Raw genomic sequence first — 13,811 nt, forward strand, 5'->3', positions numbered from 1 at the left:
ACTTTTACGTCTTCTACACCGTCACAATCTGCGACACTGCATCGCGTTTTGCCACTGTGATCGGGAAATCATTCGCCTTATACGGCGTATCTCCCTCTGTGATCTCCAGACGCACCGTCTCATATGCCAGCTCTTCGTAATTATTTTCCTTACTCAGATGCCCCAGGAAAATGTGCTTCAAATTGTCATGCAGAATGGAACTTAAAAGCCGCCCCGCATTTTCATTGGAAAGGTGTCCGTAATCGCCTAAGATACGACGCTTCAGGTAATACGGATACGGTCCTGCCTCCAGCATTTTGACATCGTGGTTGGCTTCCAGCAAAATCGCATCCAGCCCCTGCAGATGGTCAATGATGTACTGGGAATAATGCCCCATATCCGTCGCCACCGCCACCGATCTTTTTTCATTCTGAACCCGGTAGGCAACAGGATTCGCTGCATCATGGTCGATCCGGAACGGTTTGACTTCCAGATCTCCTACCATAAAATCAACATCCGGCGTAATCGGGTGCATCAGATCTTCCGGAATCTCGCCAAGACTCTTGGAATCCTGAATTTCCTCTAATGTCTCTTTTGTGCTGTAAATAGGTGTGCCATATTTGCGCGCCAGCACGCCGAGCCCTTTGATATGGTCGGAATGTTCATGCGTGATGAGAATTCCATCCAGTTCCCGCGCATTCAGCCCCAGGTCATTTAACCCCATCTCAATACGCTTGTTGCTGATCCCCGCATCCACCAGAACGTGGGTGTTGTCGCTTCCTATATAAATACAATTCCCGCTGCTGCCGCTGGCAATACTAACCATCCGCATATGTATCCTAATCCTCTTTTCCTAAAAATGACGCTATCTGCTTCCGAATATCCTCAATCCCGCCGTTGTTGTCCAGCACACGCGTCGCAAAACTCCGGTAATCGTCCTCGGATGCCTGATTTGCCATGATGTCCCGGCATTTTTCCTCGCTGTAGCCGCGGCTTGCCATCAGACGCTTGATGCGGTTTTCCACCGATGTGTATACATACCAGATTTCATCAAACATCGCATTGTGGTCGTCATCATAGAGAGCTGCCTCCACAACGATGATCTCCTTGTCGGAATGGTTGATCGCATAGCGGATCTCCTCCCACGCCATCGGGTGGATGATGGCGTTCATCGTCTCCACCGCCTCTTTATTCTGGAAAATAAGCGCCGCCAGCTTTTTGCGGTCAATGCTGCCGTCCTTATTTAAAAAGGAATCACCCAGCGCCTCTACCACATGCTGATAGCCTTTCTTACCCGGCTCCATGAGCTGGTGAGCCACTTCATCTGCCTTAATAATTTCCGCGTCAAATTCCTCCTGCAGCACACGCAGGACCTCACTCTTACCGGAACCAACGCCTCCGGTAATACTGATTATCTTCATGTTTATCTGTACCTTTCCATTATTTCGTTTCAAACCACGAATTTCCCATCTTCATATCGATTTCCAGCTCCACCTGCAGCTGCGCCGCACGTTTCATCTCCGTCGCCAGAATCGACTGCACCTGTTCCAGCTCTTCTTTCCAGGTTTCAATCAGGAGTTCATCGTGCACTTGGAGGACAATGCGGGAACGCAGTCCTTCGCGGCGCAGGCGTTGATCGACGCGGATCATCGCAATCTTGATAATGTCGGCTGCAGTTCCCTGAATCGGGGAATTCATCGCCACACGCTCACCGAACGAACGCTGCATAAAATTGCCGGATTTCAGCTCCGGAATCGGTCTCACACGCCCATACATAGTCTTGACCTCGCCGTATTTCCTGCCCGTTTTTACCAGACCATCGAGGAAACGTTTGACATCCGGGTAGGTTTCAAAGTAGCGCTCAATGTACTCGGTCGCTTCCTTGCGGGAAATACCGAGATCTTCGCCCAGCCCAAACGCGCTGATACCATATACGATACCGAAATTGACTGCTTTTGCATTGCGGCGAAGCTGCGGTGTCACTTCCTCAAGCGGCACATGGAATACCTGCGACGCCGTGATCGCGTGGATGTCCTCCGCCTGCCGGTATGCCTGGATGAGGTTCTTGTCATTCGACATATGCGCCAGCACACGCAGCTCAATCTGGGAATAATCAGCGTCAACCAGCACACAGCCCTCGCGTGGTACAAACAGCTTCCGGATCTCGCGTCCCAGCTCCATACGCACCGGAATGTTCTGCAGGTTCGGCTCTGTACTGCTGATACGTCCTGTCGCTGTGATCGTCTGGTTAAAGGTTCCGTGGATTCGTCCGTCCTCCCGGATAAATGCACCCAGCCCGTCCGCATAGGTCGATTTGAGTTTCGCCACCTGGCGATAGTCTAATACTTTCCGCACAACCGGATACTCCGGCGCCAGTTTTTCCAGCACATCCGCCGCCGTCGAATAGCCGGTCTTCGTCTTTTTGCCGCCCGGCAGGGACATTTTTTCAAATAAAACCTCACCCAGCTGCTTCGGGGAATTAATATTAAATTCACAGCCCGTCTCGGCGTAAATCTCCTGCTCCAGTTTCTCTACCTGCGTCTGGAGGCGTTCGCCGTAGGCTTTCAATTCCTCCCGGCGCACCTGAATACCTTCCTCTTCCATATGGTAGAGGCTGTAAATAACCGGCATCTCTATCTCATAAAAGAGATGCAGCATTCCATGTCTTCGAAGCTGCCCCAGCAGGATTTCCCGCGATTTCCACGCCGTATATGCCATGTAGCAGACACAATTCAACGCTTTCTCCGGCATTGTCTCAAATGCATCTGACAGCGCCGTTTTTCCAAGCAAATCGACCTGTGACGGCACGGTCATATCCAGGTAATCGCGCGCCAGGTCATCATATCCATAGGTATCCTTGAGCGGATTTAACAGATACGCCGCCACGCCTGCGTCCATAACCGCACGGTTTCCTTCTGCATTCCGGATGCCGTCCACGATCCGGCGGCTGTGATTTTTAAGAAATGGAAGCTGGATCTTGAGATCCAGAACCGTCACAGACGGAACCACCTCCATCAGGCGTTCCAGCTCCTCCGCCAGATACTGTCCGGTCAGAAACCCAACCGCCGGGATCGCATAGATCGATGTCCCGTCCAGGCAGAGTGCCAGTGCCACAACCTCTCCTTTTTCAATCACCAGCTGCGCGCCGATCTCCTCCGCCCGCTGTGCACGGTCAAAAATCACCTGTGCCTCGCCAAAATCATTTACCAGACGGAAAGATTTTTCTATTTCTGATGACGCAAAGGCGTCCTCACCAAATTTCTGCAGAATGGACTTAAATTCCAGCTGCTTCATATACTGGTATGCCTCCGGCGTATAAAGCGAATCCAGCTTCGCCTCCTCCAGCGAAAAACCAATCTCGCAATTGATGCGGATCGTTGCCAGATCCTTGCTCATCTGCGCCATGTCATAATGCTCCCGAAGCGCTTTCTGTGCGCGCGGCGGCTTTACCTCATCAATGTGTGCATACGCATTCTCAATGCTTCCGTAGATGGTAATCAGGCTGGTTGCAGTCTTTTCACCGATCGATGGCACGCCCGGAATATTATCCGAAGTATCGCCCATCAGCGCCTTTACATCAATAAATTCGATCGGCGTCACCTGATACTCCGCCTTCACATCCTCCGGGTAATAGTCGCGTATCTCCGTCGTACCTTTCGAAGTTCGCGGCATCCGAATCTTAATGTGCGTATCTGCAAGCTGCAGCAGGTCACGATCTCCTGATACGATAGAAACCTCCACGCCCTCCGCCGCACAGCGTTTCGCGATCGTTCCCAGAATATCGTCTGCCTCATACCCCGCCTTGGTAAGAATCGGCACTCCCATCGCTGTCAGCACTTCCTTCATCACCGGAACCTGCTCATGCAGCTCCTGCGGCATCGGTTTTCTTGTTCCCTTGTATGCCGCATACATTTTGTGACGGAATGTCGGCTCTTTCAAGTCAAATGCCACTGCCAGATAGTCTGCCCCCTCATCTTCGATCACCCGGAACATGATATTTAAAAATCCGTACACTGCATTGGTGTGGAGTCCCTTCGAATTTGTCAACTCCGGCACCCCGTAAAATGCCCGGTTGAGTATACTATGACCATCTATCAGCACTAATTTGCCCATCTGTTTCCGTCTCCTGTTCTATCACTTGTTGCTTTTTCTATGGTGCCAGCCAAATCCTGACCTGCAGCATCACCGTCACCAATACCGCCATCACGCCCAGCGTATTGACCGCATACTCCATTTTCCGGAAACGCCACATCCGGCGCACGCGGGCATATGACTCAGCGATCCGCTTCTGCAGTGCGCCCATGATATCAAAAGTACCCGATCCGGTGTCCAGCTGTTTCAGTCCGACATCCACCATAAAATAAATTTCCAATTCTTCCTGACAGTTGCGGCAATGTTCCAGATGCTCCAGAAACGCTTCCAGCTCATCCCCGCTCAGTTTATCCTGGATATACGGCGTCACAAGACGCTCCGCTTCCCGACAGGTCACAGACGCCACCTCCTTTTCCAGTCTGTCATTCCATATGAATTATCATTCACGCATGACGCGTTCATAAACCCATTTAAACCTAATCATACCTTATTTTAATGAAACACGCAAGCCCCCGCGAATGCCTCGCTTCTTAATTTCAAAACAAACAAAAAAACAGTTGCAATCTGTCTCCAATTTTGGTAAGATAAAAAGCGTCGATAGACAGCCGGCTTGTCGGAATGGCAGACGAGGTGGACTCAAAATCCATTGGTGGCAACACCGTGCGGGTTCAAGTCCCGCAGCCGGCAGATTTGAAAGCCCTTGAAAATATTGGATTTTTCCTTTATTTTCAAGGGCTTTTGGTGTTTTCAAGCAAATATCTATCAGCCTTTCTTATCCTGTTTCATCTCCCGCCTTTTCTTCGTCATCAGACCGCCAATCCGCCCGCTCTCCTTGGCAGTCAGGCTTCTCCAGCCATACTGCCGTACCTTGTCTGCCAGCCCAATTTCTTCCGCCACCTCATATTTCAGCCGCTCTGCCGGGGTCATTTTCTCAAAATCCACCTTATTTTCATCCATAAAAAATACTCCTTTCCACCTTGTGTACTCAGAGTATGTCCATTTTCTGGAAATCTATTCGTATTGTTTTTCTCTGTCCAGCTGCTCTTCCATCTCATCCAGCTCGTCGATCTCTTCCGGCAGCTGCTCTTCCATCTCATCCGGCTCGTCGATCTCATCCGGCAGCTGCTCCGTATCATCCCATATTTCCTCCGAATCACCCCAGTTATATTTATCCTGAAAATTTTTTTCCTGATCGATCAGAAAATCCAGCCCGGCAGCTGCGCCTCCGATGGCAGCGCCAATCGATGTCACGCCGATTCCACCCACAAAGAGGCCGGCGCCTATGATTGCCATTTTTTTCATCCATTTTTTCATTTTCCTATCCTCCTACGCCCTGGCTGACAGATAACCTGCCGCCTGACGGCAAAGCTGAATGATTCCCTTGACTGCCCACGGCAGAAATACACCGTAAAACAGGATACAGCCGCATATCAGAAGCAGACAGCTGCCCTCTGCCGCGATACCCAATCCGATGAACATCAGTCCCATCGCAAAATGTTCAAACAGACTCGCCGTACCCAGAACAAACAGCATAATTCCGCCAACAAACACCAGCACCGTCATCAGTCCCAGCACCACCAGTATCGCTGCCAGTGCGACTGCCAGCCCAAAAACACTTCCCACAGTTCCCGTTACCAGCGAAAAGATAAATGGAAGAACTGCAAGCACTACCAGAACTACCACAACCATTCCAATCTTGGAACCGGTTATTTTTTCTTTTAAGCAATGCAGCATCTCGCTCAGACGGCTTCTTTGATTCTCATTGGATGCCGCATTTTCTCCCGTTTCCTCATCCCGAAATTCCCGGAACGGGGCATCCTCGGTTCCAGCCTGAAATCCTGCTTCTTTTTCTCGTTCTCCCTGTTCTCCCTGTTCTGCCCCACCGCTTCTGGATAAAGTCGTCCGCTTTTCTTCAAACCGGCTGTCATTGTACCCCCGGTCTGTAAATTCGCCGCCACTCCATTCACTCTGCAGCTCCATCCGGATTACCTCGGCAATATGCTCCGGACTCTGAAATTCTGCAAGTACCTCTTCTTCCTTCTCCGGTCCCGCTTCCTCCAGATAATCGCGGTAATAGTCAATCGCATCCCGTTTTTCTTCTTCCGGAATATCCTGCAAGAGCGCTTCCAGCCTCTCTAAAAATGCTTCTTTTTTCATGATCTGCCTCTCCTTATCCCTCTTTCAGTATCTCTGAAATTTTTCCTGCATACACGTTCCACTCACCCCGGTAAAGATTCAGCTGAATCCGTCCCGCCTCCGTTATTTTGTAATACCGTCGGTTTCTGCCGTCGATCGCCCGGTCATATGTTTCCAGGCAGTCATCCTTCTGAAGCCGCCGCAACACCGGATAAAGCGTAGACTCCGATATTTCGATTGCCTGACGGACATCCTGCGTGATCTTATACCCATATGTTCCTTCTGCAGATTTTGATACAACTGAAAGGACGATCGCATCCAGAAGCGCAGCTCCTGTATTAAAAACCATCTTATCCCTCCTAAGATTCACTAATTCAAAATATAATATTTTTTCTTGTTTAATATTATATGTTATATAATATTGTATCTAAATTATATATCAGTGTACCTTCTTTGTCAATATTTTTCCAAATATCCTTATGACTCACTCCAATCCATCTTTCTGCTCCCACAACCCTTCACCACGCCGTATCCCGCTCCTCATCACGCAAAAAACAGACCGTACAACCTATGTTCCATCACATACGCCATACTGCCTGTTTTCATTTTTATCTTATTCAAGTCGAACATCCGTGAGACTTGGCGCGTGATTCTGGTCAGCAAAGCTGACATATTCCTATCAGAATCACTGCGCATCCTCGCGGAGCGTTTATCTCAGTTGGAGACCCAACTCCCACTGAGACAAATTTGCTATTACTCACTACCTGAAGAGGCGGGAGTCTTCTCAACTGAGATAAAATCACCAAATAGCTTTCTACAGCACCAGAAACAGCCAGCTCTTTCTTCCAATCCCAGAAATACCCAACTGCATTCCGATCAAGAATACCATGCCCCACGCCATCACAAAAACGGCTGCCACCTCCACATTCTTCCTGTGGAAGTGACAGCCTGATGATTCTTTCATCCTCCGTCTGACGCACTATCTGCCCGATGAGAAACTAGCGTCAACCGTTTGATTAGTTTTCTTCTGCTTCCTGATTCTCAAGAGCTTTCATGCTCAGGCTGATCTTGCGGTCTGCCTCGTTGAAATCAACTACCTTAGCAGTGATAACCTGTCCTACGCTCAGTACGTCGGATGGTTTGTCAACATGCTCTCTGGAAATCTGGGATACGTGAAGAAGTGCATCTACACCTGGCTCCAGCTCAACGAATGCGCCGAAATCAGTCATACGTGCTACCTTGCCTTCTACTACGTTGCCTACAGCATATTTCTCAGCTGCGTTTGCCCACGGATTGCTCTCCGGGAACTTTAAGCTCAGAGCGATCTTCTCGCCGTTGATATCTTTGATCAGAGCTTTTACTTTATCGCCTACTTTGAAAACCTTCTTCGGGTTCTCAACTCTGCCCCAAGACATCTCAGAGATGTGAAGCAGACCGTCAGCGCCGCCAAGGTCGATAAATGCACCGAAATCAGTTACATTCTTAACAACACCTTCTACGGTCTGACCAACAGCGATCTTCTCGAATAATTCTTTCTGCATAGCAGCTTTCTTCTCAAGCAGGATCTGCTTGCGGTCGCCGATGATACGGCTTCTTCTTCCGCTCGGATTGAACTCGGTAACTACGAACTCAATCTCCTGACCTGCATACTTGGATAAGTCTTTATCATAAGTATCAGAAACCATGCTTGCCGGAATGAATACACGGGTTCCCTCAACCTCTACTACGAGGCCTTTCTCCATAACCTGTGTAACTTTCTCTTTCAGAACTTCCTTGTTCTCGAAAGCTTCTTTCAGACGTTTCAGACCCTTATCAGCAGCCAGTCTCTTGTAAGATAAAGCAGCCATGCCCTCTCCGTCGTTTACTTTCAGCACTTTTGCTTCCAGTTCGTCGCCGACCTGAACTTTGGTTCTAAGATCTACGCCCGGCTCATTGGTGAATTCGCTTCTTGTGATGATGCCTTCGGATTTGCTTCCAGCGATGCTGAGAATGATTTCGTCTTCCTTGACACCGATAACCTGACCGGTAACAGCCTCTCCTGTACGTAATCTCTTGAATGATGATTCTTCAAACATTTGTTCAAAACTTAATTCTGACATTAGTATGAACCTCCTCGATAATTTGATTTGGGGTCGATGCCCCGGCTGTAATACCTACGCTGCGCACAGTACCTGTTATCTCAGGCTTGAAATCTTCCAGTGTCTGAATGTAGTAAGTGTGTTTACATTCCCTGCGGCAAATCTCATACAACTTTTGTGTGTTAGAACTGTTCTTGCCTCCAATCACAATCATAACATCAACCTGTGAAGCTATCTGCCTCGCCTCAACCTGTCTCTCCTGTGTTGCATTGCAAATCGTATTTAAAACAAGTATATCATAATACGTTTTTGAAATTTTTTCAACTAAATCTTGAAATTTATTGTAGTTAAATGTCGTCTGCGCCACGATACAGAGCTTTTCATCCGGTCTGAGTGCCAGATTTTCAAATTCCTCCAGTGACTCGACTGCCAGAGTATACTCATTTCCCCAGCCTTTAATACCCTCGACCTCCGGGTGGTGCTCATTTCCCACGATAATCACGCGGCGTCCGGCTTCGCACTGTTCCCGGACAATCTTGTGGATCTTTTTGACAAATGGACAGGTCGCGTCCACAAGCTCCAGTCCCTGGCGTTCCAGGAGTTCATAGATCTCCCTGCCTACGCCGTGGGAACGGATGACGACCACGCCTTCTTTCAGGGCTTCCAGTTCCTCCTTCGAATGGATGACCTGTACGCCCTTCTCTTCCAGATCCCGCACCACCTCTTCATTGTGGATGATGGGACCGTAGGTATAGATCGGCTTCTTCCCCGTCGCTATCTGATCATATACCTTCTCGACTGCCCGCTTCACGCCAAAGCAGAAGCCAGCCGTCTTCGCAACTGTGATTTCCATGTTCCTGCCCGCTATTCCTCCTATTCCTCATCGTCTTGGATAAATAAATCCCCTCTGTCTCCTTCATAAAATCCACCTTTGCTCCTGTCTCTCATAGCATCCCGCGAATTCTCCAGAATAGAAATTCTTCCGCCTTTAATCGGCAACTCATTTACCCTCATTGTTATAGTCTATCATACTTTAGACTGCTGGTAAAGTCTAAATCGACGTAAAATTATATAAAATTTACACGATTAACTGATTTTGCAACCACATTCCGGAATTTACGCCGCATTCAGTCCCTGTCTTCGGAAATTGCCGTTACTCCTTTTGCCTCCCGGCAGCCGGATCGGCGTCCGGATCATCCGACCGGATGCCTGCCAGACGCATAAACTCACGCATCGCCGCCGTCACATAACGCCCCCGCTTGACCGAAAATGTGATCTCCCGCTCAGACAACGGGTCGTCTATCTTATAATAGACCAGCCTCGGGTCCTCCGGACGCCACTGTACAATATCAGAACGCACAAACATCGCTCCAACCCCATTGGAGACGATATTTAAAGAAGTCAGCACCTGATCCACCATCATCACAGTTTTCATCGTAAAACCGCTGTTGCGGCACATTTTCGCGCCTCGTTTATACATATCATTGCCCGGTTTCATCGTGATAAACGGCACATCCTTAAATTCCTTTAACGGAACTGCCTCCACCTCCGGTTTTAAAAAGGACTTGGACAGAATCTCCTGCCTGGACAGTCGGTATGGCTGCAGCTTCCGGTTAACCGGAAAACTTTCCGGAACTGCCAGAATCAGATTTTCCTTCCGGAATAAATACCGTTTGATCGAAGTATCGTCCTTCTCCATCGCCGTCTCCAACACCAGATCCAGCGACTCATTTTCCAACCCCGCTTTCAGCTCCCGCGTATTTCCTTCTGTTAGGTCAATCGTAACCTGCGGATATTTTGTCTGAAAACGGGCAATCAGATCCGGATACACAAACGAGCAGAAATAAGATGCACCGCCGAGCGCCAGCGTGCCGCCCTGAAGCCCCGCAATATCTTGAAAATACCGTTCCAAATTCCGTTCCAGAAAAAGAATCTTTTCAACGGTACGGATGTAATACGCGCCCTCCTTCGTCACCGTCAGCGGAATCGTACTGCGATCAAAAATCGGCGCTCCCATCTCTTTCTCTGCCTTCCGCACCATGTTGCTGAGTGCTGGCTGGCTGATAAAAAGCTTCTTCGCCGCTTTGGAAAAACTCTTTTCTTTGTAAACCTCATACACGTACTTCATTTCATTCAGCATTTGTCAATTCCCCCTGTCCATTTTCCATCCTGCTTTGCTTAAATGATGTTACGGTTCTTGCACACATGACCCATAACAAATTTTGCCATGGCTCTACACTTAAATATGGCTGATCCGCTTTCCCATATCTCTATGCTAAAATCTGCTATAAACGAATATAACCGCCATATCTAACAGTTATTTTTTATTGTTATTATTTTATCATAAGATTTCTATATCTGTAAACAAATAAACTGTATTTTCCGTCCGTTTTCAGGCAGAATCCAGCTTATTTTACAAAACTTCCAGGTGCGTGAATCAGCACTCAAAAGAAGCTGCGAACACCTGCGCTCTGCACATCTAAGGCAGCTAACCTGCGTCCACAGCTTCCATTTTTAATATGGAGGTTTATTCAATTCCTAAGCTTTTACAAATTCCTGATGTTTTATATTGCGGCTGCTCAAGGGGAAATCACAGCCGCAATTCATGCAGTCTTTCATTGACAATTCGTTCTTGATATTTCTTAATATATAGCCATATTATTTGTCGCCCAAACAAACAACCTTGCCGTCTTTTACGATCAGAACTTCTTCTGGTGTTCCCTCGTCGAAGATAACGGTCGGATTGTACTGTACCATGTCGATATGTACGGTCGAACGTGCAGGCTGTCCATAGTAGAATCCGTTGCCCATTGCGATGTGGCAGGTTCCTCTTGCCTTCTTCTCTTCCTCGAAGTCTCCGTTGAACATACAAGCCGGGTTAAGTCCAAGTCCGATCTCTGCGATGTTATCGGAATCTTTAACTTCTGCGATCTGACGGCGGATTTCTTTACAAATCTTCGGATCGCCGCCAACTACCTCTGCGATACGTCCTTTTTCGATTCTTAACTCAACCGGTGTGGTCGGGCAGCCATAGTAGCAGATAGGTCCATCAATCACCAGTTTGCCGTGGGTTGTATCAATAACCGGTCCTAAAGAAACTTCGCCATCGGACCAAGCCATTGCATCGCCCGGATTTCTTGCGATACCACACTCGATGATCGGCTCCATCTGGTTCATTTCCATGTAAAGGTCTGTACCTGCCGGTGTGGTGATGTGAGCCATCTTATGACCTCTCCAGATTGCCTGCAGCTTCTCGCCGTCTGCATAAACTGCTTCGTAGTCTGCCAGCGCGCCGCCTCTTGTGAAGTTATCGATGCTTCTTAAGCAGATGGAAACCTCACGGAGTTTCTTCTGGTTGATGAGCTCTTTTAAGTGGTTATTGTAAATCGCTGCACCGGATGCAGTGGTCATGCCGACAAATACATCGCAGGCATCCATACCAAGTTCCAGGGATTTCGGGAAGATGGTTGCTTTGTCTTTTCCACGAATCGGCATCATGTATACGCCGTACTCAGCGCCGCAGTTTAAAGCGGCTGCTGCCATCGCCTGGGTCATTCTCTCGTCGGTTTGAGGGTCAACGACAATCAAAACTTCCTCGCCCGGTTTAACAGCCATCAGGTTGCCAAGAAGATACTGTGCACGTTCCATACATTCGATAATTCTGTTATCACTCATAGTTTTAATCTCCTTTTCTTGTTTTGTCTGGTTCCCTTAAATTTTTGCACCTTTGCAAGTGGGAATTATTTCTGTTTTTTTCCTTTTTATCCGGAAAACGTGGACTTTTCAGAACCGGGTGTTCCATATTCCATCTTTGATTCACGTTCTGCACAAATTTGTCGTTTCCCCGCTTTCCGGGTTCCATACATAACTACTGCCCAGATATATTTCACATTTCATACGAATCCGGGATGTCTCTTTCTAAAATTCAAGCTGCCTTTTTGGCTTCTTCCTGATTGAAAATCTCGTGATCCAGTTCGCCCTCCATCTGAGAAATGCAGACAGATGCTACCAGGTCGCCTACAGAGTTAGTAGATGTGTGAATCTGGTCGATGATACGATAGATTCCAGCTACCAGTGCATATGCATCCAGCGGAAGTCCCATCTGGGTCATCAGGGTTAAGCTGATAACCAGACCAATCTGCGGAGTTGCTGCACAGCCAACGCTTAAGAAGGTTGCCTGTACAACCAGCATAATCTGCTGCTGAATACTTAACTCTACGCCGTACAGCTGTGCGGCAAAGAGAACAACGATACCAAAGTATGCACACGTTCCGTTCATCTGAGCGGTACATCCAAGCGGAAGTACGAAACTCGCAATATCTCTCGGAACGCCCATCTTCTTCGGTGCTACTTCCATCGATACCGGAAGAGCTGCTGAAGAAGTACAGGTACTAAATGCAATCATCCAAGGTTCAAACGCTTTGCGCCAGAACTTCATCGGATTTACCTTTCCAATCACGCTAAGGAAAATGCTGTATCCAACAATACTCATGGTGATGCAGGCAAGATAGTCAGTTAAGATGAATTTCAGAACCGGTCCGAAGATGGCAACGCCATATTTTGCAAGTGCTACAGTCATCAAACTGAATACGCCGTAAGGGATGATTCCAAGAATCATATCGATAACCTTAAACATCGTCCGTGAGCAAAGGCTGATGATGTCACATAACGGCTGCGCTTCCTTGCCGATGCTGATGATGGCAAATCCAAGAAACAGGGAGAAGACGATAATCTGCATCATCTCGCCACTTGTCAGTGCCTGGAATGGGTTGGATGGGATTAAGTCAAGCAGTGTCTGGTAGATACCCGGAAGTTCTTTCACCTCCATTGCTGTCTCTGCCGTTCCCAGCTGCAAGCCGTGTCCCGGTTTGATAATATTGGCAAGTATCAGACCGATGGTTGCTGAAATACCGCCAGTTGCTAAAAACCAGATGATGGTTTTAACGCCGATGCTTCGAAGTTTCTTGATATCACCCAGTGAGAGCGCCGCGTCGATGATACAGAAGAACACCAGCGGAACGACAATCATCTTGATCAACTTGATAAACAAATCTCCAATGAACTGGAAGAACGGAAGGACATATCCGTTAATGATCTCATTCTCCACGCCGCCCATAAAATTTAAGACGTAACCAAACGCGATACCTGCAAACAATGCAATGAATATTTTCACGTACAACGGAGTTTCTTTTTTCTCCGCCCCATTTTTAGTTTTCTCCACCATGTGATACCCCCTTATGTAATGGTTTTTTATTTCTCGTGTTCCTCATGAGGTTTGACTACATAGTATCAAAAAGCCAGATTATTATAAACAAATATATCGAATCGCGAATAAGTTATAATAATTCAGTGATACAGAGTTAGTTCCGACTTACTTTTTAGGTATTGTCTCCATAATAAAAACAATTTTATTTTTGCAAATCAGTTCCGTGCTGTTTTCTGTAAAATACTAAAAGCGGGTAAAAGTTTTTTCGCTTTTACCCGCTTCTTGCTTGAACCTTCTTCTTAAAGGTTCCATATTTTATT

Annotated in this window: 14 protein-coding genes and 1 tRNA gene; 1 reads left to right on the forward strand and 14 read right to left on the reverse strand. The window is 47.8% G+C overall.

The genetic code is table 11. The features are described from left to right. Nucleotides 1-13: 13 nt before the first annotated feature. From DXD12_RS03860 to DXD12_RS03875, 4 genes are read right to left on the reverse strand one after another with little or no spacing between them, the layout of a single operon-like run. Nucleotides 14-811 (reverse strand): MBL fold metallo-hydrolase, encoded by a 798-nt coding sequence (locus tag DXD12_RS03860; RefSeq protein ID WP_022360435.1) that lies wholly within the window; start codon nt 809-811, stop codon nt 14-16. 7 nt (nt 812-818) lie between these two features. After that, on the reverse strand, nt 819-1,400 hold the full coding sequence (gene coaE, locus DXD12_RS03865) for a dephospho-CoA kinase (RefSeq protein ID WP_118637542.1): 582 nt from the start codon (nt 1,398-1,400) through the stop codon (nt 819-821). Nucleotides 1,401-1,419: 19 nt separating this feature from the next. After that, nucleotides 1,420-4,092 (reverse strand): DNA polymerase I, encoded by a 2,673-nt coding sequence (gene polA, locus DXD12_RS03870; RefSeq protein ID WP_118637457.1) that lies wholly within the window; start codon nt 4,090-4,092, stop codon nt 1,420-1,422. 37 nt (nt 4,093-4,129) lie between these two features. After that, the gene (locus DXD12_RS03875) at nt 4,130-4,468 is read right to left on the reverse strand and encodes a zf-HC2 domain-containing protein (protein ID WP_022360432.1); all 339 of its coding nucleotides are present in this window, start codon (nt 4,466-4,468) and stop codon (nt 4,130-4,132) included. A gap of 207 nt (nt 4,469-4,675) precedes the next feature. Between DXD12_RS03875 and DXD12_RS03880 the strand changes: the two genes are divergently transcribed. After that, nucleotides 4,676-4,758: transfer RNA gene (locus tag DXD12_RS03880), tRNA-Leu, on the forward strand. A gap of 75 nt (nt 4,759-4,833) precedes the next feature. On the opposite strand, the gene DXD12_RS03885 is transcribed toward DXD12_RS03880, so the two are convergent. The 10 genes from DXD12_RS03885 to DXD12_RS03930 form a co-directional block, all read right to left on the reverse strand. After that, the gene (locus tag DXD12_RS03885) at nt 4,834-5,028 is read right to left on the reverse strand and encodes a small, acid-soluble spore protein, alpha/beta type (RefSeq protein WP_106999744.1); all 195 of its coding nucleotides are present in this window, start codon (nt 5,026-5,028) and stop codon (nt 4,834-4,836) included. A 54-nt stretch (nt 5,029-5,082) separates the two neighbouring features. Further along, nucleotides 5,083-5,385, reverse strand: a complete 303-nt coding sequence (locus DXD12_RS03890) for a hypothetical protein (RefSeq protein WP_118637459.1) — start codon at nt 5,383-5,385, stop codon at nt 5,083-5,085. A gap of 12 nt (nt 5,386-5,397) precedes the next feature. Further along, nucleotides 5,398-6,228 (reverse strand): DUF1700 domain-containing protein, encoded by an 831-nt coding sequence (locus tag DXD12_RS03895; RefSeq protein ID WP_118637461.1) that lies wholly within the window; start codon nt 6,226-6,228, stop codon nt 5,398-5,400. Nucleotides 6,229-6,241: 13 nt separating this feature from the next. Next, complete coding sequence (locus DXD12_RS03900; RefSeq protein ID WP_022360428.1) at nt 6,242-6,556, reverse strand: PadR family transcriptional regulator; 315 nt, start codon at nt 6,554-6,556, stop codon at nt 6,242-6,244. Between the two features lie 465 nt (nt 6,557-7,021). Next, on the reverse strand, nt 7,022-7,171 hold the full coding sequence (locus DXD12_RS15830; RefSeq protein WP_182457017.1) for a hypothetical protein: 150 nt from the start codon (nt 7,169-7,171) through the stop codon (nt 7,022-7,024). A gap of 52 nt (nt 7,172-7,223) precedes the next feature. Then, on the reverse strand, nt 7,224-8,306 hold the full coding sequence (gene rpsA, locus DXD12_RS03910; protein ID WP_022360427.1) for a 30S ribosomal protein S1: 1,083 nt from the start codon (nt 8,304-8,306) through the stop codon (nt 7,224-7,226). Beyond that, nucleotides 8,287-9,138: a 4-hydroxy-3-methylbut-2-enyl diphosphate reductase gene (ispH, locus tag DXD12_RS03915; RefSeq protein WP_106999741.1), complete on the reverse strand. Its 852-nt coding sequence runs from the start codon at nt 9,136-9,138 to the stop codon at nt 8,287-8,289. The genes rpsA and ispH overlap by 20 nt, the downstream gene beginning before the upstream one ends. Nucleotides 9,139-9,438: 300 nt before the next feature. Beyond that, nucleotides 9,439-10,425 carry a LysR family transcriptional regulator gene (locus tag DXD12_RS03920; RefSeq protein ID WP_106999740.1) on the reverse strand — a complete coding sequence of 329 codons (987 nt, stop codon included), beginning with the start codon at nt 10,423-10,425 and terminating at the stop codon, nt 9,439-9,441. A 518-nt stretch (nt 10,426-10,943) separates the two neighbouring features. Next, nucleotides 10,944-11,960: an aminopeptidase gene (locus DXD12_RS03925; protein ID WP_118637463.1), complete on the reverse strand. Its 1,017-nt coding sequence runs from the start codon at nt 11,958-11,960 to the stop codon at nt 10,944-10,946. A gap of 250 nt (nt 11,961-12,210) precedes the next feature. Further along, the gene (locus DXD12_RS03930; RefSeq protein ID WP_118637465.1) at nt 12,211-13,509 is read right to left on the reverse strand and encodes a dicarboxylate/amino acid:cation symporter; all 1,299 of its coding nucleotides are present in this window, start codon (nt 13,507-13,509) and stop codon (nt 12,211-12,213) included. Nucleotides 13,510-13,811: the final 302 nt, after the last annotated feature.

This window comes from Clostridium sp. TF11-13AC, assembly GCF_003481065.1.
GTDB lineage: Bacteria > Bacillota > Clostridia > Lachnospirales > Lachnospiraceae > Otoolea > Otoolea fessa.